Annotated in this window: 19 protein-coding genes, 4 tRNA genes, 3 rRNA genes, 1 other RNA gene and 1 pseudogene; 23 read left to right on the top strand and 5 right to left on the bottom strand. The window is 54.8% G+C overall.

The features are described 5' to 3' along the window. The 10 genes from tolQ to nadA all read left to right on the top strand — a co-directional run bounded on the left by tolQ (window position 1) and on the right by nadA (window position 7,801). On the top strand, window positions 1–696 hold the full coding sequence (gene tolQ / locus ACEPAJ_RS08485; RefSeq protein WP_425914499.1) for a protein TolQ: 696 nt from the start codon (window positions 1–3) through the stop codon (window positions 694–696). Between the two features lie 34 nt (window positions 697–730). Beyond that, entirely contained in the window at window positions 731–1,183 is a 453-nt protein-coding gene (gene tolR / locus ACEPAJ_RS08490; RefSeq protein ID WP_425914500.1) for a protein TolR, read from the top strand. After that, on the top strand, window positions 1,183–2,175 hold the full coding sequence (gene tolA, locus ACEPAJ_RS08495) for a cell envelope integrity protein TolA (RefSeq protein ID WP_425914501.1): 993 nt from the start codon (window positions 1,183–1,185) through the stop codon (window positions 2,173–2,175). Before tolR ends, tolA begins: the two co-directional genes overlap by 1 nt. Beyond that, complete coding sequence (gene tolB / locus ACEPAJ_RS08500) at window positions 2,172–3,470, top strand: Tol-Pal system beta propeller repeat protein TolB (protein WP_425914502.1); 1,299 nt, start codon at window positions 2,172–2,174, stop codon at window positions 3,468–3,470. The genes tolA and tolB overlap by 4 nt, the downstream gene beginning before the upstream one ends. Window positions 3,471–3,536: 66 nt before the next feature. Further along, the gene (pal, locus tag ACEPAJ_RS08505) at window positions 3,537–4,034 is read left to right on the top strand and encodes a peptidoglycan-associated lipoprotein Pal (protein WP_090237783.1); all 498 of its coding nucleotides are present in this window, start codon (window positions 3,537–3,539) and stop codon (window positions 4,032–4,034) included. 6 nt (window positions 4,035–4,040) lie between these two features. After that, a complete protein-coding gene (gene ybgF, locus ACEPAJ_RS08510) occupies window positions 4,041–4,856 on the top strand; it encodes a tol-pal system protein YbgF (RefSeq protein WP_425914503.1) in 816 nt (271 codons plus the stop codon). Window positions 4,857–5,118: 262 nt separating this feature from the next. Beyond that, a complete protein-coding gene (queE, locus tag ACEPAJ_RS08515; RefSeq protein ID WP_425914504.1) occupies window positions 5,119–5,766 on the top strand; it encodes a 7-carboxy-7-deazaguanine synthase QueE in 648 nt (215 codons plus the stop codon). A gap of 1 nt (window position 5,767) precedes the next feature. After that, the gene (queC, locus tag ACEPAJ_RS08520; protein WP_425914505.1) at window positions 5,768–6,442 is read left to right on the top strand and encodes a 7-cyano-7-deazaguanine synthase QueC; all 675 of its coding nucleotides are present in this window, start codon (window positions 5,768–5,770) and stop codon (window positions 6,440–6,442) included. Window positions 6,443–6,500: 58 nt separating this feature from the next. After that, a tRNA-Lys gene (locus ACEPAJ_RS08525) sits at window positions 6,501–6,576 on the top strand. Between the two features lie 166 nt (window positions 6,577–6,742). After that, a complete protein-coding gene (gene nadA / locus ACEPAJ_RS08530) occupies window positions 6,743–7,801 on the top strand; it encodes a quinolinate synthase NadA (protein ID WP_274089445.1) in 1,059 nt (352 codons plus the stop codon). Between the two features lie 44 nt (window positions 7,802–7,845). Here the strand turns inward: nadA and ACEPAJ_RS08535 are convergent, their stop codons facing one another. Next, complete coding sequence (locus tag ACEPAJ_RS08535; RefSeq protein ID WP_425914506.1) at window positions 7,846–9,279, bottom strand: M48 family metalloprotease; 1,434 nt, start codon at window positions 9,277–9,279, stop codon at window positions 7,846–7,848. 106 nt (window positions 9,280–9,385) lie between these two features. Here ACEPAJ_RS08535 and ACEPAJ_RS08540 point away from each other — a divergent pair, with 106 nt between their 5' ends. Together ACEPAJ_RS08540 and ACEPAJ_RS08545 are read left to right on the top strand one after the other, a co-directional pair. Then, the gene (locus ACEPAJ_RS08540; protein WP_274089447.1) at window positions 9,386–9,637 is read left to right on the top strand and encodes a sulfurtransferase TusA family protein; all 252 of its coding nucleotides are present in this window, start codon (window positions 9,386–9,388) and stop codon (window positions 9,635–9,637) included. Between the two features lie 66 nt (window positions 9,638–9,703). Next, window positions 9,704–10,765: an AI-2E family transporter gene (locus tag ACEPAJ_RS08545; RefSeq protein WP_425914507.1), complete on the top strand. Its 1,062-nt coding sequence runs from the start codon at window positions 9,704–9,706 to the stop codon at window positions 10,763–10,765. 55 nt (window positions 10,766–10,820) lie between these two features. On the opposite strand, the gene ACEPAJ_RS08550 is transcribed toward ACEPAJ_RS08545, so the two are convergent. Together ACEPAJ_RS08550 and ACEPAJ_RS08555 are read right to left on the bottom strand one after the other, a co-directional pair. Beyond that, a complete protein-coding gene (locus ACEPAJ_RS08550) occupies window positions 10,821–11,294 on the bottom strand; it encodes a peroxiredoxin (RefSeq protein WP_425914508.1) in 474 nt (157 codons plus the stop codon). 11 nt (window positions 11,295–11,305) lie between these two features. After that, window positions 11,306–11,863, bottom strand: coding sequence for a glycine cleavage system protein R (locus ACEPAJ_RS08555; protein WP_425914509.1), 558 nt, complete (start codon window positions 11,861–11,863; stop codon window positions 11,306–11,308). A 227-nt stretch (window positions 11,864–12,090) separates the two neighbouring features. On the opposite strand from ACEPAJ_RS08555, the gene dapA reads away from it, so the two are divergent. The 3 genes from dapA to ACEPAJ_RS08570 all read left to right on the top strand — a co-directional run bounded on the left by dapA (window position 12,091) and on the right by ACEPAJ_RS08570 (window position 15,062). Further along, the gene (dapA, locus tag ACEPAJ_RS08560) at window positions 12,091–12,969 is read left to right on the top strand and encodes a 4-hydroxy-tetrahydrodipicolinate synthase (protein WP_274089451.1); all 879 of its coding nucleotides are present in this window, start codon (window positions 12,091–12,093) and stop codon (window positions 12,967–12,969) included. A gap of 17 nt (window positions 12,970–12,986) precedes the next feature. Next, window positions 12,987–14,105: an outer membrane protein assembly factor BamC gene (bamC, locus tag ACEPAJ_RS08565; RefSeq protein WP_425914510.1), complete on the top strand. Its 1,119-nt coding sequence runs from the start codon at window positions 12,987–12,989 to the stop codon at window positions 14,103–14,105. Between the two features lie 87 nt (window positions 14,106–14,192). Next, a complete protein-coding gene (locus tag ACEPAJ_RS08570; protein ID WP_425914511.1) occupies window positions 14,193–15,062 on the top strand; it encodes a phosphoribosylaminoimidazolesuccinocarboxamide synthase in 870 nt (289 codons plus the stop codon). A gap of 349 nt (window positions 15,063–15,411) precedes the next feature. Here the strand turns inward: ACEPAJ_RS08570 and ACEPAJ_RS08575 are convergent. Beyond that, window positions 15,412–15,501: transfer RNA gene (locus ACEPAJ_RS08575), tRNA-Ser, on the bottom strand. 932 nt (window positions 15,502–16,433) lie between these two features. On the opposite strand from ACEPAJ_RS08575, the gene ACEPAJ_RS08580 reads away from it, so the two are divergent. The 5 genes from ACEPAJ_RS08580 (at window position 16,434) to rrf (ending at window position 21,602) form a co-directional block, all read left to right on the top strand. Continuing rightward, window positions 16,434–17,970: ribosomal RNA gene (locus ACEPAJ_RS08580) — 16S ribosomal RNA — on the top strand. A 65-nt stretch (window positions 17,971–18,035) separates the two neighbouring features. Beyond that, a tRNA-Ile gene (locus tag ACEPAJ_RS08585) sits at window positions 18,036–18,112 on the top strand. Window positions 18,113–18,143: 31 nt separating this feature from the next. Then, window positions 18,144–18,219: transfer RNA gene (locus ACEPAJ_RS08590), tRNA-Ala, on the top strand. A gap of 244 nt (window positions 18,220–18,463) precedes the next feature. Beyond that, window positions 18,464–21,353 (top strand): 23S ribosomal RNA (locus ACEPAJ_RS08595). Window positions 21,354–21,486: 133 nt separating this feature from the next. Then, window positions 21,487–21,602 (top strand): 5S ribosomal RNA (gene rrf, locus ACEPAJ_RS08600). Together the 16S, 23S and 5S rRNA genes with 2 tRNA genes alongside form the textbook arrangement of a ribosomal RNA operon. Window positions 21,603–21,722: 120 nt before the next feature. Here rrf and ACEPAJ_RS08605 read toward each other — a convergent pair. After that, the gene (locus ACEPAJ_RS08605; RefSeq protein WP_425914512.1) at window positions 21,723–22,001 is read right to left on the bottom strand and encodes an HU family DNA-binding protein; all 279 of its coding nucleotides are present in this window, start codon (window positions 21,999–22,001) and stop codon (window positions 21,723–21,725) included. A gap of 147 nt (window positions 22,002–22,148) precedes the next feature. Here ACEPAJ_RS08605 and ACEPAJ_RS08610 point away from each other — a divergent pair. From ACEPAJ_RS08610 to ffs, 3 genes and pseudogenes are all read left to right on the top strand, one after another. Beyond that, window positions 22,149–22,925, top strand: a pseudogene (locus tag ACEPAJ_RS08610) (MCP four helix bundle domain-containing protein); the annotation flags it as partial. 78 nt (window positions 22,926–23,003) lie between these two features. Continuing rightward, window positions 23,004–23,783: a methyl-accepting chemotaxis protein gene (locus tag ACEPAJ_RS08615; RefSeq protein WP_425917979.1), complete on the top strand. Its 780-nt coding sequence runs from the start codon at window positions 23,004–23,006 to the stop codon at window positions 23,781–23,783. A gap of 100 nt (window positions 23,784–23,883) precedes the next feature. Continuing rightward, window positions 23,884–23,980, top strand: an RNA gene (gene ffs / locus ACEPAJ_RS08620) — signal recognition particle sRNA small type. Window positions 23,981–24,064 lie beyond the last annotated feature (84 nt).

Consider the following 24,064-nt stretch of genomic DNA (forward strand, 5'->3'; position numbering starts at 1 on the left):
GTGGAAGCCAACGCCGTTGACCACATGTCGATGTGGAGTCTGATCAGCAACGCCAGTCTGGTGGTGCAACTGGTAATGCTGACGCTGGTGGCCGCATCGGTCACTTCGTGGGTCATGATTTTCCAGCGCACCGCTTTGCTGCGTGCGGCCAAGCGTGCCTTGGACAATTTCGAAGAGCGCTTCTGGTCGGGTATCGACCTGTCCAAGCTGTACCGCCAGGCAGGCAGCAATCCGGACCCGGATTCCGGGCTCGAGCAAATTTTCCGCGCCGGTTTCAAAGACTTCTCACGCCTGCGTCAGCAGCCAGGTGTTGACCCGGATGCGGTTATGGATGCCGTGGCACGCGCCATGCGCGTAGCGATCTCGCGCGAAGAAGAAAAGCTGGAGCAGAGCCTGCCGTTCTTGGCCACCGTGGGGTCGACCAGCCCGTATATCGGCCTGTTCGGTACCGTGTGGGGGATCATGAACTCCTTCCGCGGCCTGGCCCAGGTGCAGCAGGCCACCCTGGCCACTGTCGCGCCGGGTATTGCTGAAGCGCTGATTGCCACTGCCATTGGTTTGTTTGCGGCGATCCCGGCGGTTATTGCCTACAACCGTTTTGCATCGCGCGGCGAAATGTTGATCGGCCGCTACTACACCTTCGCTGACGAGTTCCAGGCGATTCTGCACCGCAAAGTGCACACCAGCGACGACTAAGCCTTAGGCATTCTCAATACAGGTTTTTCAAGCCATGGCCAGAATTCGCAACAGACGCAAGCCCGTCGCCGAGATGAACGTGGTGCCTTACATCGATGTGATGTTGGTGCTGCTGGTGATCTTTATGGTGACCGCGCCGATGCTCAATCAAGGGGTTAAGGTTGACCTGCCGAAAGTCAGCAGCGAGGCCTTGCCGCAAGACAACAATGCCCAAGTGCTTACTATTTCGATCAAGGCCGATAAAACCTACTACTGGAATATGGGCACTGAGGTCGATGTCGATACCGTGCAGGACAAAGCGCTGACGCTGGAAGAGATGACTCGCGCGGTAACCGCGATCATCAATCAGAGTCGTGCCACGGGTAAGCAGGTCCAGGTGTTCGTGCGTGGCGATAAATCCGTCGACTACGGCACGGTGATGGCGGCCATGGGTGGTCTGCAGCAGGCTGACGTGGGTAACGTCGGGCTGATTACCGAGGCCCCCTGATGCAATACCAGCGCGAGCGTTCGTCCTCGGAAAGTCTGTTTTGGCCTGTGGTCTGGGCAGTGGCGCTGCACGTCATCATGTTTGCCATGCTGTTTGTCAGCTTCGCTTTTGCCCCGGATCTACCTCCGGCCAAGCCGGTGGTACAGGCAACTTTATATAAGCTGCAATCGCAGAGTCAGGCCACCACCCAGACCAACCAAAAAATAGCCGGTGAGACGAAAAAGACCACTGCACCTGTGTACGAAACCGAACAGCTTGAGCAGAAAAAAGCGGAGCAAGAGAAAGTAGCGGCCAAGGCAGCGGAACAAAAGAAGGCGCAAGAGGCTCAGAAAGCCCAAGATGCTAAAAAAGCCGACGCCGAGAAGAAGTCTGCTGAGGCGAAAAAAGCAGCAGAGCAAAAAAAACTGGCTGACGTAGCAAAGAAGAAAGCCGCTGACGAAGCTGCCAAGAAGAAGGCTGCTGAAGACGCGAAGAAGAAAGCAGCCGAAGACGCCAAAAAGAAAGCGGCAGAAGAGGCGAAGAAAAAAGCGGCCGCCGAAGCTGCCAAGAAGAAAACAGCTGACGACGCCAAGAAGAAAGCAGCGGAGGCGGCGCAGCGAAAGGCCGTAGAAGACAAAAAGGCTGCCGCACTGGCCGAATTGCTGTCCGACGATGTCGGTCGTCAGCAGGCGATGGCCGACACTGTTGGTGATGAAGTGGCCGGCAGTTTGGATGATTTAATTGTCATGCTAGTGAGTCAGCAGTGGCGGCGCCCGCCTTCTGCGCGCAATGGCATGAGTGTAGAAGTACTGATCGAAATGCTGCCCGATGGCACCATTACTAATGCTAGCGTGACGCGCTCGAGTGGCGATTCACCGTTTGACAACTCGGCCGTGCAAGCAGTGCGTAACGTCGGTCGTATCGCTGAAATGCAACAGCTGGACCGTGCCACTTTTGATCGCCTTTACCGGCAGCGTCGCGCTGTCTTCAAACCGGAGGACTTAGGTCTGTGAATACCCTGATGCGTATTGTTCTGCTCGGCCTGACCTTGCTGGTCGGCTCCGTTCAGGCCGCTGACCCGCTGGTGATCAGCAGTGGTACCGACCGTGCTACGCCTATCGCAGTCGTGCCATTTGGCTGGCAGGGCGGCACCGTGTTACCTGAGGATATGGCCGAAATCATAGGCAGTGACCTGCGCAACTCGGGCGTATTCGAGCCCATCGCGCGGCAGAATATGATCAGCCTGCCGACTCAGGCCGCTGAAGTGATCTACCGCGATTGGCAGGCACTTGGTGCGCAGTACGTGCTGGTTGGCAGTATTGTGCCCAACGCAGGTCGCCTGCAGGTGCAGTTCGCCCTGTTTAACGTGACCACTCAGCAGCAAGTCATGACCGGCAGTGTCGGCGGTGGTGTTGATCAGCTGCGTGATATGGCGCATCACATCGCCGATCAGTCTTACGAGAAACTCACCGGCGTCAAAGGCGCGTTTTCCACGCGCATGCTTTATGTCACTGCTGAACGCTTTTCGGTCAGTAACACCCGTTACACCCTGCAGCGTTCCGACTACGACGGTGCGCGGGCAGTGACCTTGCTGCAATCGCGTGAGCCGATTCTATCGCCGTCGTTTGCACCGGACGGTCGCCGGATTGCCTATGTGTCGTTCGAACAGAGGCGCCCGCGGATCTTCGTCCAGCATATCGATACCGGTCGTCGAGAGCAGGTCACCAATTTTGAAGGCCTAAATGGCGCGCCGGCGTGGTCGCCAGATGGCAATCGCCTGGCATTTGTACTGTCCAAAGACGGCAACCCGGAAATCTATGTGATGGACATGGGCACTCGGCAATTGCGTCGGGTAACCAATCAGGCCTCGATCGATACCGAGCCTTTCTGGGGCAAAGATGGTCAGACGCTGTACTTCACGTCGGATCGTTCCGGTAAGCCACAAATCTACAAAACCAACATCAACAGCGGTGCGGCTGAGCGTGTGACCTTTATTGGTAACTACAACGCTAATCCGAAGCTGTCTGCTGATGAGAAAACCCTGGTTATGATTCACCGCCAGGATGGTTACACCGTGTTCAAGGTGGCTGCACAAGACCTGCAGCGCGGCAATTTGCGCATTCTTTCAGACACTAGTTTGGATGAGTCGCCCACTGTTGCGCCTAACGGCACCATGGTAGTCTACGCCACCCGCCAGCAGGGCCGGGGAGTCTTGGTTTTAGCGTCCACCAATGGACGCGTGAGGCTCCCTCTTCCTACCGCTCAAGGCGAAGTTCGAGAGCCTTCTTGGTCCCCTTACCTGAACTGATGCGGCGCTATACCGTTGTTGTTTGAAACACTGCTTAACACACTGGGGTTCATTAGGAGCTATATGATGGAAATGCTGAAATTTGGTAAGTTCGCTGCACTGGGTTTGGCTCTCGCCGTGGCTGTAGGTTGTTCCTCTAAAGGCGGTGACGCTGCTGGTGAAGGCGCTATCGATCCTAACGCTGGTTACGGTGCTAACACTGGCGCTGTTGATGGCAGCCTGAGCGAAGAAGCTGCTCTGCGCGCTATCACCACCTTCTACTTCGAATACGACAGCTCCGACCTGAAGCCAGAGGCCATGCGCGCTCTGGACGTGCACGCCAAAGACCTGCAAGGCAATGGCGCTCGCGTAGTTCTGGAAGGCCACGCTGACGAGCGCGGTACTCGTGAATACAACATGGCTCTGGGCGAGCGTCGCGCCAAGGCTGTGCAGCGTTACCTGGTACTGCAGGGCGTTTCCCCAGCTCAACTGGAACTGGTTTCCTACGGTGAAGAGCGCGCCATCGCTACTGGTAACGACGAGTCCTCGTGGGCTCAAAACCGTCGCGTCGAACTGCGTAAGTAATTCGATATGCGAACGTGCCGCCGTGCTTTAACCGTTTTGGCGCTCAGCCTCCCGCTTGCGGCGTGGGCTGAGGTTCCCGTGGTGGATAACAATGCCGGTTACGGCAGCAGTTATCCGCCTGCTGGTTACGGTGCGTCCGGCACCTACGCGGGGGCAGGAGCTGCGGCTCCTGTCTCGGCGCAGGGCATGCTGTTCAACCAGTTGCAGCAGATGCAGCAAGAGATCGCGCAGCTGCGCGGTACATTGGAAGAACAACAGAATGAAATTCAGCGCCTTAAACAAGAAAGCCTGGAGCGTTACCAGGATCTTGATAAGCGTTTGAGTGGTGGTGCAGCAGGTGCTGCAGCCAGCCAGAATTCTTCAGCCACTGGCGCGATCAATGCCAGTGGTACGCCGACCTCGCCAACGGCGGGGCAGGCTCCGGCCAGTAATGAGCCGGCCGACCCGGCAAAGGAAAAACTGTTCTACGAAGCCGCCTTTGACCTGATTAAGGCCAAGGACTTCGACAAAGCTAGCCAGGCATTTGCCGCGTTTCTACGTAAGTACCCGAACAGTCAGTACGCCGGTAACGCCCAGTATTGGCTGGGTGAGGTGAACCTGGCGAAGGGTGATCTGCAGGGTGCCGGTCAGGCCTTTGCTCGGGTCAGTCAAGCTTACCCAAGCCATGGTAAGGTGCCGGACTCATTGTTCAAGCTGGCTGATGTCGAGCAGCGCCTGGGCAATAGCGACAAGGCCAAGGGTATTCTGCAGCAGGTTATTGCGCAGTACCCAGGCAGCTCTGCCGCCCAGCTGGCGCAGCGTGATTTGCAGCGCTTGCCGTAAAGCTGGATGAGTCATAACCAAGCCCGCGCCCTGCGCGGGTTTTTATGGTCTGCCGTTTCTGGCAGCTACCTTGCTACTGGTGCTTTGCGGCTATAAAAACTCCTCCCGGGGTTTTTATAGCCTGCCATTCCTTGCGGCCACCCTTCGGGCCGTCGCTGCGCGACGTTAAAAATTTCTCCCGGAAATTTTTTCATATACAATCCGCGCCCCTTTCCCGCAACGGAGGCGGACAGCCTGTTTAGCTGTTACGCCCGTGGCCGATATGCAAGATACCCTGCGCATTACCGAGATTTTCTACTCGCTGCAGGGCGAGACGCGCACCGCCGGCTTGCCGACTGTGTTCGTTCGCCTGACCGGCTGTCCTTTACGTTGCCAATACTGCGACACCGCCTATGCCTTCAGTGGCGGGGAAATGATGTCGCTGGATGCCATTGTCGAGCAGGTCGCCGGCTACAAGCCGCGCTATATCTGTGTGACGGGTGGCGAGCCATTGGCGCAACCTAACTGCATTGCGCTGCTCAAGCGTCTGTGTGGTGCCGGCTTTGAGGTGTCGCTGGAGACCAGTGGTGCACTTGATGTGTCGGCGGTCGACTCGCGGGTGAGTAAGGTCCTCGACCTGAAAACTCCAGGCTCGGCCGAGGTTGCACGTAATCGCTATGAGAACATTGCCCTGCTGACCCCTAATGACCAGGTCAAATTTGTCATTTGCTCGCGTGAGGACTACGACTGGGCGGTAAGCAAGCTTATCCAGTACGGCCTGGACGCTCGCGTCAGTGAGGTGCTGATGTCGCCGAGTCACCATGAGCTGGATGCGCGTGCCCTGGCAGAGTGGATCATTGCCGACAACCTGCCTGTGCGCCTGCAGATGCAGTTGCACAAGATTCTCTGGAATGATGAGCCGGGACATTGATATGAGCGAGAAGAAAGCGGTAATCCTGCTGTCTGGCGGCCTTGATTCGGCCACCGTGGTGGCGCTGGCCAAGGCCGATGGCTACAGCTGTTACACCATGAGTTTCGATTACGGCCAGCGCCACCGCTCCGAATTGCAGGCGGCTGAGCAGGTGGCTCGGCAGTTGGGAGTGGTCGAGCACAAGGTGATTGGCCTTAACCTCAATGGCATGGGTGGCTCGGCCCTAACTGACGCCAGCATCGATGTGCCGGAAGGTCCGACAGAAGGGATTCCGGTGACCTATGTGCCTGCGCGTAATACCGTGTTCCTGTCCCTCGCTCTGGGGTGGGCTGAGGTGCTGGGTGCGCGAGATATTTTCATTGGCGTGAATGCCGTGGATTATTCGGGCTATCCGGATTGCCGCCCGGAATTTATCGAGTCCTTTGAGCGCATGGCCAATCTGGCTACCAAGGCGGGTGTGGAGGGGCAGGGTTTTCGCATTCAGGCTCCGCTGCAGAATATGAGCAAAGCTGAAATCGCTCAGGCGGGTGTTCGGCTAGGGGTTGACTATGCGTTGACAGTTTCCTGCTACCAGGCGGATGAGCAAGGGCGTGCGTGTGGTAAGTGCGACAGCTGCCGTCTTCGTGCTGCCGGCTTTGTCGCGGCAGGAATCGTTGACCCTACGCGTTATTTCTAAAATATTTTCTGCAAGGTGTTGAATTCCTGAATTAAATCAGTATTATACGTCTCGCGTCGGGTCGTTAGCTCAGTTGGTAGAGCAGTTGGCTTTTAACCAATTGGTCGTAGGTTCGAATCCCACACGACCCACCATATTTCCTTCTTCGGAAGGGCAAGAAAGCCTGAAAGTTCTGATTAAAGGAATTTTCAGGTTTTTTTTTATCTGTAATTTCTATCTCGATTACCTCTCCTGCGCTGCCAGCAAACTGACGGGTATACTCGAGTTCCGCGCTGATAGACCTTCACAGGGCCTGATGACATGACGCAGATTTCCGAACGCCTATTGGTGCAAGCTCACCTCGACGCTAAGCAGCCCAAGCCGCTGACGCCCGAGCAGGAAGCTTTTTACCGTGCCGAAATCGCAGCTGAGCTAAAAAAGCAGAACGCCGTACTGGTCGCGCACTATTACTGTGATCCGGTGCTGCAGGCTTTGGCCGAGGAAACCGGTGGCTGTGTTTCTGACTCGCTAGAAATGGCCCGTTTCGGCAATCAACATGCGGCGCAGACGGTACTCGTGGCTGGCGTCAAGTTCATGGGCGAGACGGCGAAAATCCTCAACCCCGAAAAGCGCGTGCTGATGCCGACGCTTGAAGCGACCTGCTCGCTTGATCTGGGTTGTCCGGTCGAAGAGTTCTCGGCGTTTTGCGATCAGCACCCGCAGCGTACCGTGGTGGTTTATGCCAATACCTCGGCGGCGGTGAAGGCGCGTGCCGACTGGGTGGTGACCTCCAGTTGTGCCGTGGAGATTGTTGAGCACCTAATGGATAACGGCGAGAGCATTCTCTGGGCGCCCGATCAGCATCTGGGGCGTTACATCCAGAACAAGACCGGCGCCGATATGCTGCTGTGGGATGGTGCTTGTATCGTCCATGAGGAGTTCAAGGCCAAGCAGTTGGAAGACATGAAGGCGCTGTACCCGGACGCCGCTGTTCTGGTTCACCCGGAGTCGCCAACGGCCGTGATTGATCTGGCCGATGCTGTGGGCTCCACCAGTCAGCTGATTGCCGCCGCACAAGCCTTGCCGAATAAGACCTTTATCGTCGCCACCGACGCTGGCATCTTCTACAAGATGCAGCAGCTGTGCCCCGACAAGGAATTTGTGGCCGCGCCGACTGCTGGTAACGGTGCAGCTTGTCGCAGCTGTGCACATTGCCCGTGGATGGCGATGAATACCCTGCAGCGCACTCTGGCGTGCTTGCGTGAGGGCAGCAACGAGATATTCGTCGACCCGGCGCTGATCCCTAAAGCGATCAAGCCGCTCAAGCGTATGCTGGACTTTACCCAGGCCGCGCGGCTCAAGTTAAGCGGTAATGCTTAAACAGCCAGTATAAAAAAGCCCGGTATTCACCGGGCTTTTTCTGTCTAGCGCAGCATCTGTTCGATGATGCGCTGCTCTTCTATCAGCTCACGTTGCCTGGCATCGATACGTGATGCCAATTGGAAGTTGTTACTGGCGCGGCGCTTGGCGAAGTCGAGTTGTTCCAGTGCCTGTTTGTAGTCGCCGACCAAGGCGAAAAACTCCCCGCGCGCTTGGTGCAGGCCGATGGTGTTGCCGCTTAGACCGCGTACTTCTGCGACTTGGTACCAGACGTCAGGATCTTTACCGCGACTTTTCAGCATCTCATCCAGGGCGCGCTCCGCCTCTTGGGTGCGTACCTGTTTCATCAGCAGATCGATATGCGCCTGATTGACGGGGTAGTTACTCGGGTAGAGGGTCAGTAGCCGGGTGATTCGGCTTTGTGCGTCAGCAAGGCGGTTGCTCGCCATGTCCAGCTCAACCTGCGCCAGGTTATAGGTCACATCGTTGGGCGAGATTTTAAGCAGCGGTTGCAGGGACTCGCGCGCCTGTTTGTATTGGCCGCTTTTCAATTGCGCAATCGCCAAGCCGTAGCGAGCGGCTTCCATGTTCGGGTTTTCATCCAGCATGCTGCGAAAGCGCTTGGCAGCGATTCCCGGTGTTTCTTCGTAGATCAACTGCACGCGCGCGCGCATCAACTGGTAGCGCACGCTGTCGGTGGCGCCTGTTGCGGTGTACTGCTCGGCGCGGTTGCGGGTATCGGCAATGCGTGATTCTGACACCGGGTGCGTCAGGAGGAACTCCGGCGGCTTGCGGTCGTAGCGATACTGGCGCATTAACCGCTCGAACATGCTGGGCATAGCGCGGGGGTCGAAGCCGGCTTTCTCCAGGTTGACCAGGCCGATGCGGTCGGCCTCCTGTTCGTTCTGGCGGGAGAAGCGCCGCTGTTCTTGAAGTGCCGCCGCCTGCGTTGTGGCGATTGCCGCTATGCCCAGGTCGCCGGCACCGGCTGCGGCAGCAACAATCCCGGCCAGCAGCCCGGCCATCACCGGGATCTGCATGCGTTGCTGAGCCTCAAGGCCTCGCGCGAAATGGCGCTGTGACAAGTGCGCCAGTTCGTGGGCCATGACTGAGGCGTACTCCGCCTCGGTCTGGGCATACAAGAACAAGCCGCCATTGACCCCGACAATCCCACCGGGTGCAGCAAAGGCGTTGATCTGCGGGCTGTTGAGCAGGACGAACTCCAGGCGACGATCTTGCAGTTGGCTGGTTTCGCTCAATCGATACACGCTGGTCTCGATGAAGTCCTTGAGTTGCGGGTCATCCAGTTGGCTGACTTGGCCGCGCACCAAGCTCAGCCAGGCGCGGCCCAGCTGGTGTTCTTGCTGCGGTGAGACGATGGCCGAGCTGGCATCGCCAAGGGAGGGCAGATTGCTGGCCATGCCGGGGGTTGCCAGCAGGCAGGCGAGCGTCAATAGGGTAGGGCGCAGAAGGCTCATGCACAAAGCTCGTGTCGTACAAAGCCGTTACTGTAGCTGCCTGGCAGCGGTGCTGGCCAGGGTTGTGCGGTCTTGGTTATCCTTGCGGCCCTCTCGGAGTAGATAAATGACTGATATGCAATGGCGTGCCGAAGACTTCGACGCGCAACTGGATGCTTGTGGCCTGAATTGTCCGCTGCCTTTACTCAAGGCCAAGCTGGAACTCAATCGTCTGGTCAGCGGCCAGGTGCTGATGGTTGAGGCCACTGATGCCGGCTCGCAGCGCGACTTCCGTGCCTTCGCCAGCCTTGCGGGGCATGGTTTATTGCGTGAAGAGGTTGATGGCGGCGTTTACCGCTATTGGTTGCGTAAGGCTTAGCACGGCTGCAGTAAGTATTGATTATGAGGCGGCACACATACGGTGTAGCCCAGGTAAGGAGTCACAATGCTCAAGGTGTTTCAGGACTGGTTACATCGCTATTTCTCTGATGAGCAGGCAGTGGTGTTGGCATTGCTACTGATCGTCGGCTTTGCTGCCATTCTGACGCTGGGCGGCATGCTTGCACCGGTATTGACCGGTCTGGTGCTGGCGTTTTTGATGCAGGGATTGGTCAACGCGTTTGAGCGTTTGCATCTGCCGCAGGTGGTGGCGGTGTGGCTGGTGTTCACCTTGTTCATGAGCATGCTGGCTCTGTTTATGCTGGTCTTGATGCCGTTGCTCTGGCAGCAGCTCAGTACGTTGTTCAATGAGCTGCCACGCATGCTCGGTGAATGGCAGTCGCTGTTTCTATTATTACCGGAGCGCTACCCGACGCTGATCACTGATGCGCAGGTGCTGCAGCTGATTGAGGGTGTACGCGGCGAGGCGGGCAAGTTCGGCCAGTGGGCGTTGTCGTTCTCGCTGTCCAGCCTGCCGATGCTGGTCAGCATCATGATCTACCTGGTGCTGGTACCCATCTTGGTGTTCTTTTTTCTCAAGGATCGCGAGCTGATCGGTGCATGGTTTCGCAGCTATTTGCCGCGTGAGCGATCGCTTATCACCCTGGTGGCGCAGGAGATGAACAAGCAGATTGCCAACTACATCCGTGGCAAGGTCATCGAAATCCTCATCTGTGGCGTGGTCACCTATGTGGCGTTCGCTTACCTGGGGCTTAACTACGCGGCGTTGCTGGCATTGTTTGTCGGTTTGTCAGTGGTGGTGCCGTACATCGGCGCGGTAGTTGTGACGGTGCCGGTTGCGCTGATTGGGTTGTTCCAGTGGGGCTTTGGTGACCAGTTCATTTACCTGATGGTGGTCTACGGCATCATTCAGGCATTGGATGGCAATGTTCTGGTGCCGCTGCTGTTCTCCGAGGCGGTCAACCTGCACCCTGTCGCCATCATTTGCGCGGTGTTGCTGTTTGGCGGCATGTGGGGCTTCTGGGGGGTGTTCTTTGCCATTCCATTGGCCACGCTGTTCAAAGCGGTGATCGACGCTTGGCCGCGCAGTGAGCAGGTCGCGCCGTAGTCGTGTGGGCAATAAAAAGCCGGTCAATTGACCGGCTTTTTATTGCGTGTGGTTCTTAGGCTTTATTCAAGGCCTGGGCGGCGGCCAGTACAGCATCGACGTGCCCCGGCACTTTGACGCCTCGCCATTCCTGGCGCAGTACGCCGTCTTTATCGATCAGAAATGTGCTGCGGTCGACGCCTAGGTATTCCTTGCCGTAGAGCTTTTTCAGCTTGATCACATCGAATAGCTGGCAAATAGCTTCATCCTTGTCGGAGATCAGCTCGAAAGGAAACTGCTGTTTACTCTTAAAGTTCTCGTGAGACTTCATCCCGTCGCGGGATACACCCAATACCACGGTGTTGGCTGCCTGAAACGCCGGGTAGTGATCACGAAAGCCCTGGCCTTCGGTGGTGCAGCCAGGCGTGCTGTCTTTTGGGTAGAAATAGATCACCACCTGCTGACCCTTGAGTGCGGACAGCTCGATGGTTTGGCCACTGGTGGCCTGCGCCTGGAAGTCGGCAACCGGTGTGTCAATTGCTACGGCCATAACGTGCTCCTTTACGGGGTCTGTGGGCGCCAAGGTTCTATCAGTGCGTCCAGATTCAAGGCGTCGGCGAAATCGAGGAACTGATCGCGCAACCAGCTAATCTGCGTACCCGCGGGCAGGGTTACGGTCAGGGTGGCGTTGAGCATGGTGCCGCCGGTCTGCGGTGCTTGGTAGGTGTCGCAGGTCAGGTTCTCCAGCTCAACCTGGTGGTCGAGAAAGAACTGGCACAGCTCGTTGAGGATGTCCGGGCGATAAACCGAGCTGACATAGGCGACATAAGGCAGCGCTTGGGGGCGGGTTTCCGAAGCGGCGCTGCGAATCACGTTGACCATGAAGCTGTGTTTCTTCGCCAGTGCTGGCAGGCTTGACTCCAGGCGAGCGAGGGCATCCCAACTGCCGGATATCTGTAGCACCAGTGCGCTGTAATCACCATGCCGGCTAAGGCGAGTGCTGACCACGGCGCAACGGTTTTCGTGGCTGGTACGGCAGAGCACATTGGTCAGCTCCATGGCGTTGGGGCCGAGGGCGCTGATAAGCAGGAATTGTTCGCGAACTGGGGGGGTGGACATGCAGCCTTCCTAAACAATAGAACGATCAGTCTGCGTATGCGGGGCTGATCAAAGCCCGAAGGGTAGCGAAAAGCACCGCTTAAAGGAATGCCAGTGGGCTAGGCGGCTGAGGAATGTGCTGCACTGAACGATATTAATTGTATGTGCGTGGCCTCATTAGTTCGCCTTGTGCAAGGCAGGTGGCCCCAGTACCATTACGGCTCACTTTTTCCGGCAGGAGCAGTTGCATGATTGCGGGCAGTATGGTGGCACTGGTTACGCCCATGGATGCACAGGGTGGTCTTGATTGGGACAGCCTGAGCAAGCTGGTGGATTTCCACCTACAGGAGGGCACCAACGCCATCGTCGCGGTCGGCACTACGGGTGAGTCCTGCACGCTTGACGTGGGTGAGCACATTGAAGTGATCCGCCGCGTGGTCGATCAAGTCGCTGGCCGTATTCCGGTTATCGCCGGCACCGGTGGCAACTCCACCCGTGAATCGGTCGAGCTAACCCGCGCTGCCAAGGAGGTTGGCGCTGATGCTTGCCTATTGGTCACGCCGTATTACAACAAGCCGACCCAGGAAGGCTTGTATCTGCACTTCCGCCATATTGCCGAGTCGGTCGCCATCCCACAGATTCTCTACAACGTGCCGGGCCGTACGGTCTGCGACATGCTGCCAGAGACAGTCGAGCGTCTGTCCAAGATCGATAACATCATCGGTATCAAGGAAGCCACCGGTGATCTGCAGCGTGCTCAGGAAGTGCTGGAGCGTGTCAGCAAGGACTTCCTCGTTTACTCCGGTGACGACCCCACCGCTGTTGAGCTGATGTTGATGGGTGGCAAGGGTAATATTTCCGTCACTGCCAACGTTGCTCCGCGCGCTATGAGCGACTTGTGCGCTGCTGCCATGCGCGGTGAAGCGGCTATTGCCCGCGCTATAAACGACCGCTTGATGCCGCTGCATAAGTCGTTGTTTATCGAATCCAACCCGATCCCGGTGAAGTGGGCTCTGCATGAAATGGGTCTTATGCCGGACGGTATCCGTCTGCCGCTGACCTGGCTCAGTCCGCGTTGTCATGAACCGCTGCGTCAGGCCATGCGCCAGTCCGGCGTATTGGTTTAATTGAGGAATTACGACGCATGAAGCGACTCACCGGACTCTCTGCACTGGCCCTGATTATTACTGGCACTAGTGGTTGTGGTTGGATCTATGGCGAAAACGGTTACTTCCGTGACCGCGGCAGTGATTACCTCGAAGCCCGCCAAACGGCCACCATGCAAATCCCGTCAAATGTTGACGCTAAGCGTATTGATCCACTGCTGCCCGTACCGCAGCAGGTAGCAACTACTTCGGATAAAGGCGAGTTCACTGTGCCGCGCCCGCAGTCATTGGCGGTGGCAGGCGATGCCAGTGAGTTCAGCCTGCAAAAGAGTGGCGATTCTCGCTGGGTGGTTGCGCAGCGTGTACCGGCTGAAGTATGGCCAGTGGCGCGTCAGTTCTTTACCGATAACGGTTTTCAGATTGCTGAAGAGCGTCCGCAAACGGGTGAGTTCAGTACCGCTTGGCAGTCTGTTGACGCCTTGCCTGAGGCTATGGCGCGTCGTCTGAATAGCCGTGTTTCCGGTGCTTCTGCAGATGTTGAAACCCGTGTCCGGGTCCGAATTGAGCCAGGTGTTCAGCGCAACACTAGTGAGGTCTTCGTGGTCAGTGCCGAGCGTCCAGCTGGCAGCACGGCAGATGTCGCCTTCACTAACCGCACTAGCAACTCTGCTCTGGATGCTGCGCTGCTCGATGAGATGCTCGTAAGTTTGGCGCGTAGCGCCGAGCAGGGCGGATCGGTCTCCCTGCTGGCTGCGCGTGATTATGACGCTCCAAATCGTGTCAGCCTGTCGGAAGACGGTAATGGCAATCCGGTACTGAGCCTGGGTGCTGATTTCGACCGTGCTTGGTCGGGTGTTGGTCGCTCCCTGGAAATGGCCGATGTGCGTATCGACGACATCAACCGCAGCCTGGGTGTGTATTACATAAACCTGGCTGAGCGTGCGCAGAAACCAGATGAGCAGCCAGGCTTCTTCGGCAAGGTGTTTGGTAGTGCGCCAAGCAAGGAAGAAATTGACGCCCGTGCCGAGCGCTATCAGGTGCGCCTCACAGCCGTAGGCGATAGCGTGCAGGTCTCCGTAGAAAAAGACCTAAACACCATCGCCCCGAGCGATGTGGCGCGCAAAGTGCTTGATCTGATTCAGGAAAACCTTGGCTGACAGCAGGCAACTGCTGCACCGGCATTATCAATAGGCGAAACCCGGCGGGTTTCGCCTGTTTTGTTTACTAAAGACGGAAATTCCGACATGAGCACAGTCACCACCCTGAGCCTGAAGAAAATCTACTCCGGCAAAGTCCGTGATCTTTACGAAATCGACGACAAGCGCATGCTGATGGTCGCTAGCGACCGTCTTTCGGCATTCGACGTGATTCTCAATGAGCCGATTCCGGAAAAGGGCAAGATCCTCACGTCTATCTCCAATTTCTGGTTCGACAAATTAGCGGACCTGGTGCCCAACCATTTCACAGGCGACAAGGTTGAAGATGTTGTATCAGTCGCTGAATTGCCGTTGGTGGAAGGTCGTGCTGTGGTGGCCAAACGCCTCAAGCCAGTTGCGGTAGAAGCCATTGTGCGTGGCTATATCGTTGGTTCTGGTTGGAAGGAATACCAGAAGAGCGGCACCGTCTGCGGTATCCAATTACCCGCAGGGTTAAAGGAGGCGGCTAAGCTACCTCAGCCGATCTTTACCCCTTCAACCAAAGCAGCTGTGGGCGATCACGACGAGAACATTTCCTTCGCCCAGTGCGAAGCGATCATCGGTGCAGAGCTGGCCGCTAAAGTGCGTGACACCTCCATTGCTCTGTACAGCGCGGCAGTCGAATACGCTGCCACGCGCGGCATTATTATTGCTGATACCAAGTTCGAGTTTGGTTTAGACGAAAATGGCACGCTGATTCTCATGGATGAGGCTCTGACTCCTGACTCTAGCCGCTTCTGGCCGGCTGACAGCTATGAAGAAGGCAAGAATCCACCGAGTTTTGATAAACAGTTTGTGCGTGACTGGCTGGAATCCACCGGCTGGAACAAAGAACCGCCAGCCCCTGCCGTACCTGCAGACATTGCTCAGAAAACTGCGGATAAATACCGCGAAGCACTGACGCGACTGACTGCATAAGTCGGTTGTGCTTGAGGGGGATCAAGTTGGCTGATACCCCTTCATCTGCTTAAAGCTATGCGATTCACGAGAAGGTGGTTTTTGACAGTCTGATCAATGCTCTCGAGTCGGTCTGTGCCGCGTTACCTTGGGGTGGCGTGGTGCGCTGACAGATCGAGGTACGCTATAGCACACTGTTCTCGGGTCATAGCTTGTGAGTGGTTAGCTGTGTTTCAGCCTGTCGTGGGTGTGGGGTTTAAGTGGTTGCGCTACAGCGTGGCCTGCTTAGTTAGGATGTCTTTAGGCGTCTTGCTTTCTAAAAGGCAAGAAAAAGCCCCGCAGCTCATTGAGCGGCGGGGCTTTTTTTGTATGGCGGGAAGATAGGGATTTGAACCCTAGGTGCTATCGCTAACACAACGGATTTCGAATCCGTCCCGTTCGGCCACTCCGGCATCTTCCCGTGGCGGCGCGAATAATAGCAGTTGTATTGCGTTTGTCTAACCCAAATTGTAATTTTTTTCACATACTTTCAGGTGCTTGCAATCAAAAGGCGTGCGTTGGGTGGCTAAGGGTAGTTGAGCGCCCGGTAGTATCTGGTGTGCAAGGAGGGCTGTTGCTGGTTTGGGGTGTAGATCTGCAAATGCTATCTGTGTAGCTGTTGGCGAGGTAGTGCTGAGGTGGTGCAAATGGAATGGTCTGGCTGGAGTGTTAGCCTCGCTTTGTGTGAAGTGGTCTGTCTCTTTATATAGGTGGGGTTATGAGTGATTTCGAAAAAGGTGCTCGTCAGGTACGATAGTCCGTATTGCGGTCAGCATGATCAGGTGATCAGTTCTCTTAATAAAGAAGAGCATGGGTCTGGTACTTGCCTTGCGAAGCCAAGCAAACGGTTGACCTTTATCGTGTCTCTAGCGCAGCTCATTAAACTGCTTATAAAACAATAGGTTGGTTTTCAAGAATGGGTTGCAAAGCTGCGAAAGCTGCGTAGAATGCGCCTGGCTGGCAGGGCAGTGGTTTGATTCTGTTGGTGGTTCGATCGAGATGATCGAAAGCGGTAAAAGAGGCGGTTGACAGCGGTTTGAAACGCTGTAGAATTCGCCTCCCGCTGACGAGAAGCTAGAAGTTGATCGAAAGCGCAAGTGGTTGAGTTTGAAAAGAAATTTTCGAAATCACTTGACGGAAGATGAGGCTGCTGTAGAATTCGCGCCTCGGTTGAGACGAAAGACTTAACCACCGCTCTTTAACAACTGAATCAAGCAATTCGTGTGGGTGCTTGTGAGGTAAGACTGCTAGTCGCAAGATTATCAGCATCACAAGTTACTCCGCGAGAAATCAAAGATGTAACCAACGATTGCTGAGCTAGGTTTAGGGTTTTCTCAAAACCCAAGCAGTATTGAACTGAAGAGTTTGATCATGGCTCAGATTGAACGCTGGCGGCAGGCCTAACACATGCAAGTCGAGCGGTAGAGAGAAGCTTGCTTCTCTTGAGAGCGGCGGACGGGTGAGTAATGCCTAGGAATCTGCCTAGTGGTGGGGGATAACGTTCGGAAACGGACGCTAATACCGCATACGTCCTACGGGAGAAAGCGGGGGACCTTCGGGCCTCGCGCCATTAGATGAGCCTAGGTCGGATTAGCTAGTTGGTGAGGTAATGGCTCACCAAGGCTACGATCCGTAACTGGTCTGAGAGGATGATCAGTCACACTGGAACTGAGACACGGTCCAGACTCCTACGGGAGGCAGCAGTGGGGAATATTGGACAATGGGCGAAAGCCTGATCCAGCCATGCCGCGTGTGTGAAGAAGGTCTTCGGATTGTAAAGCACTTTAAGTTGGGAGGAAGGGTAGTAACTTAATACGTTGCTACTTTGACGTTACCGACAGAATAAGCACCGGCTAACTTCGTGCCAGCAGCCGCGGTAATACGAAGGGTGCAAGCGTTAATCGGAATTACTGGGCGTAAAGCGCGCGTAGGTGGTTCAGTAAGTTGGATGTGAAATCCCCGGGCTCAACCTGGGAACTGCATCCAAAACTGCTGAGCTAGAGTACGGTAGAGGGTAGTGGAATTTCCTGTGTAGCGGTGAAATGCGTAGATATAGGAAGGAACACCAGTGGCGAAGGCGACTACCTGGACTGGTACTGACACTGAGGTGCGAAAGCGTGGGGAGCAAACAGGATTAGATACCCTGGTAGTCCACGCCGTAAACGATGTCAACTAGCCGTTGGGAGTCTTGAACTCTTAGTGGCGCAGCTAACGCATTAAGTTGACCGCCTGGGGAGTACGGCCGCAAGGTTAAAACTCAAATGAATTGACGGGGGCCCGCACAAGCGGTGGAGCATGTGGTTTAATTCGAAGCAACGCGAAGAACCTTACCTGGCCTTGACATGCTGAGAACTTTCTAGAGATAGATTGGTGCCTTCGGGAACTCAGACACAGGTGCTGCATGGCTGTCGTCAGCTCGTGTCGTGAGATGTTGGGTTAAGTCCCGTAACGAGCGCAACCCTTGTCCTTAGTTACCAGCACGTAATGGTGGGAACTCTAAGGAGACTGCCGGTGACAAACCGGAGGAAGGTGGGGATGACGTCAAGTCATCATGGCCCTTACGGCCAGGGCTACACACGTGCTACAATGGTCGGTACAAAGGGTTGCCAAGCCGCGAGGTGGAGCTAATCCCATAAAACCGATCGTAGTCCGGATCGCAGTCTGCAACTCGACTGCGTGAAGTCGGAATCGCTAGTAATCGTGAATCAGAATGTCACGGTGAATACGTTCCCGGGCCTTGTACACACCGCCCGTCACACCATGGGAGTGGGTTGCACCAGAAGTAGCTAGTCTAACCCTCGGGAGGACGGTTACCACGGTGTGATTCATGACTGGGGTGAAGTCGTAACAAGGTAGCCGTAGGGGAACCTGCGGCTGGATCACCTCCTTAATCGAAGACTTCAGCTTCTTCATAAGTTCCCACACGAATTGCTTGATTCATTGAAAAAGACGATTGGGTCTGTAGCTCAGTTGGTTAGAGCGCACCCCTGATAAGGGTGAGGTCGGCAGTTCGAATCTGCCCAGACCCACCAATTGTTGTGGGGTTTGGCCTTGTACGAATATGGGGCCATAGCTCAGCTGGGAGAGCGCCTGCCTTGCACGCAGGAGGTCAGCGGTTCGATCCCGCTTGGCTCCACCATATACAGCATAGTAAGAGTTCAGAAATGAACGTTCCTGCTAACAGCAGATGAATGTTGATTTCTGGTCTTTGACCAGTAAGAAAATCGTTCTTTAAAAATTTGGGTATGTGATAGAAGTGACTGATTAATTACTTTCACTGGTAATTAATTTGGTCAAGGTAAAATTTGTAGTTCTCAATTGCAAATTTTCGGCGAATGTCGTCTTCACGTTAGAGACAATAACCAGATTGCTTGGGGTTATATGGTCAAGTGAAGAAGCGCATACGGTGGATGCCTTGGCAGTCAGAGGCGATGAAAGACGTTGTAGCCTGCGATAAGCTCCGGGGAGTCGGCAAACAGACTTTGATCCGGAGATCTCTGAATGGGGGAACCCAGCCAGCATAAGCTGGTTATCACACACTAAATACATAGGTGTGTGAGGCGAACCAGGGGAACTGAAACATCTAAGTACCCTGAGGAATAGAAATCAACCGAGATTCCCTTAGTAGTGGCGAGCGAACGGGGACTAGCCCTTAAGTTGATTTGAGATTAGTGGAAGGCTCTGGAAAGTGCCGCCGTAGTGGGTGATAGCCCCGTACACGAAAATCTCTTATCAATGAAATCGAGTAGGACGGAGCACGAGAAACTTTGTCTGAATATGGGGGGACCATCCTCCAAGGCTAAATACTACTGACTGACCGATAGTGAACTAGTACCGTGAGGGAAAGGCGAAAAGAACCCCGGAGAGGGGAGTGAAATAGATCCTGAAACCGTATGCGTACAAGCAGTGGGAGCCCACTTTGTTGGGTGACTGCGTACCTTTTGTATAATGGGTCAGCGACTTATATTCAGTGGCGAGCTTAACCGAATAGGGGAGGCGTAGCGAAAGCGAGTCTTAATAGGGCGACAGTCGCTGGGTATAGACCCGAAACCGGGCGATCTATCCATGGGCAGGTTGAAGGTTGGGTAACACTAACTGGAGGACCGAACCGACTACCGTTGAAAAGTTAGCGGATGACCTGTGGATCGGAGTGAAAGGCTAATCAAGCTCGGAGATAGCTGGTTCTCCTCGAAAGCTATTTAGGTAGCGCCTCGTGTATCACTGTTGGGGGTAGAGCACTGTTTCGGCTAGGGGGTCATCCCGACTTACCAAACCGATGCAAACTCCGAATACCAACAAGTGTCAGCACGGGAGACACACGGCGGGTGCTAACGTCCGTCGTGAAAAGGGAAACAACCCAGACCGTCAGCTAAGGTCCCAAAGTTATGGTTAAGTGGGAAACGATGTGGGAAGGCTTAGACAGCTAGGAAGTTGGCTTAGAAGCAGCCATCTTTTAAAGAAAGCGTAATAGCTCACTAGTCGAGTCGGCCTGCGCGGAAGATGTAACGGGGCTCAAACCATACACCGAAGCTACGGGTTCATCTTAGGATGAGCGGTAGAGGAGCGTTCTGTAAGCCTGTGAAGGTGAGTTGAGAAGCTTGCTGGAGGTATCAGAAGTGCGAATGCTGACATGAGTAACGACAATGGGAGTGAAAAACTCCCACGCCGAAAGACCAAGGTTTCCTGCGCAACGTTAATCGACGCAGGGTGAGTCGGCCCCTAAGGTGAGGCAGAAATGCGTAATCGATGGGAAACGGGTTAATATTCCCGTACTTCTAATTACTGCGATGGAGGGACGGAGAAGGCTAGGCCAGCACGGCGTTGGTTGTCCGTGTTTAAGGTGGTAGGCTGAATGCTTAGGTAAATCCGGGCGTTCAAGGCCGAGAACTGATGACGAGTTATCTTTTAGATGACGAAGTGGTTGATGCCATGCTTCCAGGAAAAGCTTCTAAGCTTCAGGTAATTAGGAACCGTACCCCAAACCGACACAGGTGGTTAGGTAGAGAATACCAAGGCGCTTGAGAGAACTCGGGTGAAGGAACTAGGCAAAATGGCACCGTAACTTCGGGAGAAGGTGCGCCGGTGAGGGTGAAGCATTTACTGCGTAAGCCCATGCCGGTCGAAGATACCAGGCCGCTGCGACTGTTTATTAAAAACACAGCACTCTGCAAACACGAAAGTGGACGTATAGGGTGTGACGCCTGCCCGGTGCCGGAAGGTTAATTGATGGGGTTAGCTAACGCGAAGCTCTTGATCGAAGCCCCGGTAAACGGCGGCCGTAACTATAACGGTCCTAAGGTAGCGAAATTCCTTGTCGGGTAAGTTCCGACCTGCACGAATGGCGTAACGATGGCGGCGCTGTCTCCACCCGAGACTCAGTGAAATTGAAATCGCTGTGAAGATGCAGTGTATCCGCGGCTAGACGGAAAGACCCCGTGAACCTTTACTATAGCTTTGCACTGGACTTTGAGTTTGCTTGTGTAGGATAGGTGGGAGGCTTTGAAGCGTGGACGCCAGTTCGCGTGGAGCCAACCTTGAAATACCACCCTGGCAACCTTGAGGTTCTAACTCTGGTCCGTTATCCGGATCGAGGACAGTGTATGGTGGGTAGTTTGACTGGGGCGGTCTCCTCCTAAAGAGTAACGGAGGAGTACGAAGGTGCGCTCAGACCGGTCGGAAATCGGTCGTAGAGTATAAAGGCAAAAGCGCGCTTGACTGCGAGACAGACACGTCGAGCAGGTACGAAAGTAGGTCTTAGTGATCCGGTGGTTCTGTATGGAAGGGCCATCGCTCAACGGATAAAAGGTACTCCGGGGATAACAGGCTGATACCGCCCAAGAGTTCATATCGACGGCGGTGTTTGGCACCTCGATGTCGGCTCATCACATCCTGGGGCTGAAGCCGGTCCCAAGGGTATGGCTGTTCGCCATTTAAAGTGGTACGCGAGCTGGGTTTAGAACGTCGTGAGACAGTTCGGTCCCTATCTGCCGTGGACGTTTGAGATTTGAAAGGGGCTGCTCCTAGTACGAGAGGACCGGAGTGGACGAACCTCTGGTGTTCCGGTTGTCACGCCAGTGGCATTGCCGGGTAGCTATGTTCGGAAAAGATAACCGCTGAAAGCATCTAAGCGGGAAACTTGCCTTGAGATGAGATCTCACTGGAACCTTGAGTTCCCTAAAGGGCCGTCGAAGACTACGACGTTGATAGGTTGGGTGTGTAAGCGCTGTGAGGCGTTGAGCTAACCAATACTAATTGCCCGTGAGGCTTGACCATATAACACCCAAACAATTTGATGTTTGTGTGTCTCTATGAAGACTGCAACAGCCGAAAATTTGTAAGAACACAGCTACCTTTATCACATACCCAATTCGGAGCAGCGTCTAACGACGATACTCCAGCTGAATCGCTTGACGACCATAGAGCATTGGAACCACCTGATCCCATCCCGAACTCAGTAGTGAAACGATGCATCGCCGATGGTAGTGTGGGGTTTCCCCATGTGAGAGTAGGTCATCGTCAAGCACCTATACCAAAACCCCCGATCAGGAAACTGGTCGGGGGTTTTACTTTAATCGCCGAAAATTTTTAAAAGCCTAGCGCTGGCTCTGTTACGAAGTGCGCTCCTGCAGAGCGCACCGAAGCTCAGTTTATTGCGTCGCTTAGCGCTTTTGCCGGTACGTATTTGACGATTTTCTTGGCGGAAATTTGTAGCGCTTCACCGGTTTTTGGGTTTCGGCCGGTACGCGCAGGGCGCTCGTTCACTTTGAGTTTGCCAATGCCAGGTAGAGTGATCTCGTCACCATTTTCCAGTGCGTCGGATACGATCTCGCTCAACTGTTCGAGTGCTGCGCGTACTGTGCTTTTTGGTGTGTCGATGGCTTCCGCAATGTCGCTGATCAGTTGGTCTTTAGTTATTGCCATGGTTAAGTTCCTTTGGGGTTGATGCGGATTGAGTGCGGGTCAGGATATCTGCCCTCGCTGAAAATTTGCGTGTGCAAAAGTCATTAGCAATGATTCTGGGGCGCAGTCTATGCTGATGTTACTTAGTCATTGCCTTGGAGAGCCAGCATGCTGCGTGTCTTTGCTGATTTAGGTTTTCGCTGGAAGATCGCACTTCCCATTTTGTTGCTGGCGGTTTTGCTTGTTTCTATGGGCGTTCTCGGTATGCGAGGGATTACCGAGGTCGCTGACTCAAGCACGAAGCTGACTAATCGTTTCTTGCCAGGCATTAGTCTGCTGTTGAATGCGGATCGCGATCTCTATCAGGCGTTTGTTGCAGAGCGCAGCTTACTTGATGAGGGGGTGGGAGCAAATACTGATGCGCTGACAGCTACGCATGCGGAGAACTTGCAGCAGGCTTATGACCGCGTACATAAATTCGCAGGTATGCAGCCTGGCAGTGAGGCGATGATATTAGTTACGCAGTTCGACGCGGGCTTTGAGCGCTGGAAGGCAACCTCGCAAAAGGTCTTACAGTTAGCTATCAATGATCCTCAGGCGGCAAGTGTGTTGAGTTTCGGTAGCAGCGAAGAGCAGTTTGAGGCAATGCGCACAGTCATCGACAAGCTGGGCGAGATGGATGATGTGGCAGCTAATGCCGAAGGGCTTGCAGCCATAGCGCTGGGCGAAACTTTGAGCTGGCAGCAGGGGGTGATTATTGTCATCGGCTTAGTCGTTTGCCTCGTATTGGTCGTTGGTTTTCCAATCCTTGTCACTGGGCCGTTACATAATTTACTTAACCGTATTGAGCAGGTTGCTGACGGTGATGGCGATCTGCGGGTGCGCTTGGATGTGTTGTCTAATGATGAGTTGGGTAAGCTCAGTCATGCATTCAATCGCTTTCTCGATAAATTGCAGCCGTTGATAAAAGAGGTTGGTCGAGTTACGGGTGAGGTCGAAAGCTCTGCGCAAAATCTGGCAGGGATGGCTGCAGCCAATGATAGGTTGATCAGCAGTGAGCACGCAGCAGTAGATCAGGTGAGTACTGCGGCAACGCAGATGAGCTCTGCTGTGCATGAAGTGGCACGTAATGCGCAAAATGCAGCTGACGCGGCTCGTGGTGCAGAAGCTCAATCACGAGAGGGTGCGCGAGTAGTTGGAGCAACGATTAACTCTATTCGTCAGTTGGCGCAAGAAGTAGAAAGCGCTTCGGTAACTATCCAAACCCTTGAGCAGGAGGCCACCAATATTGGTGCGGTACTAGCTGTTATCAGGGGCATTGCTGAGCAAACCAACTTGTTAGCATTGAATGCTGCGATTGAGGCAGCACGCGCCGGAGAGCAGGGCCGCGGTTTCGCGGTTGTTGCGGATGAGGTGCGTGCACTGGCAGCGCGCACGCAGGAATCGACTAAGGATATCCAAGTGATGATCGAGCGCCTGCAAGTTGGTGTGCAGAATGCCGTTAAGGCTACTCATTCAGGAAGTACCAGGGCGCGACAAAGTGTTGAGCAAGCGGCGGGTGTAGATCAGGCACTCACTGACACTAGCGATTCGGTCCAGCGTATCAACGACATGACGGCGCAGATCGCTACAGCTTGCGAGGAGCAGAGCAGTGTGACTGAGGAGATTGCACGTAATATCAGTGATATTCGCGATCTGTCTGATGAAGCAGCAAAAACCTCTGAGCAGAGTGCCAAGGCCAGTCAGCGGCTATCTGAGTTATCACATGGACTGACTAAGTTGGTTGGTAGGTTTCGTGTCTAGTACGCGATTAATTAGGCTAAGTGTTTGAAACGGTTGTAACTTCAAGTCAAGCCGGTACAATACCTCAGCTCGCTTCTAGTGAGCTGCGTTATGGTGGTCCTGCCGGTCCCCTCGCAACGATTAACCGTGAACCCGGTCAGGCCTGGAAGGGAGCAGCCGCAGCGGTGACATTGTGTGCCGAGGTGTGGCTGGTAGGGCTGCCTCCAGTCTCGCCATGGTAATGACTCATCTGCTGAGTAAGTGCCAGTCTCGATACCCTCGATCGTCAAATACCCTGCCTG

It is taken from the genome of Pseudomonas sp. GWSMS-1, assembly GCF_049847425.1.
In the GTDB taxonomy this organism is placed as follows: Bacteria; Pseudomonadota; Gammaproteobacteria; order Pseudomonadales; family Pseudomonadaceae; genus Aquipseudomonas.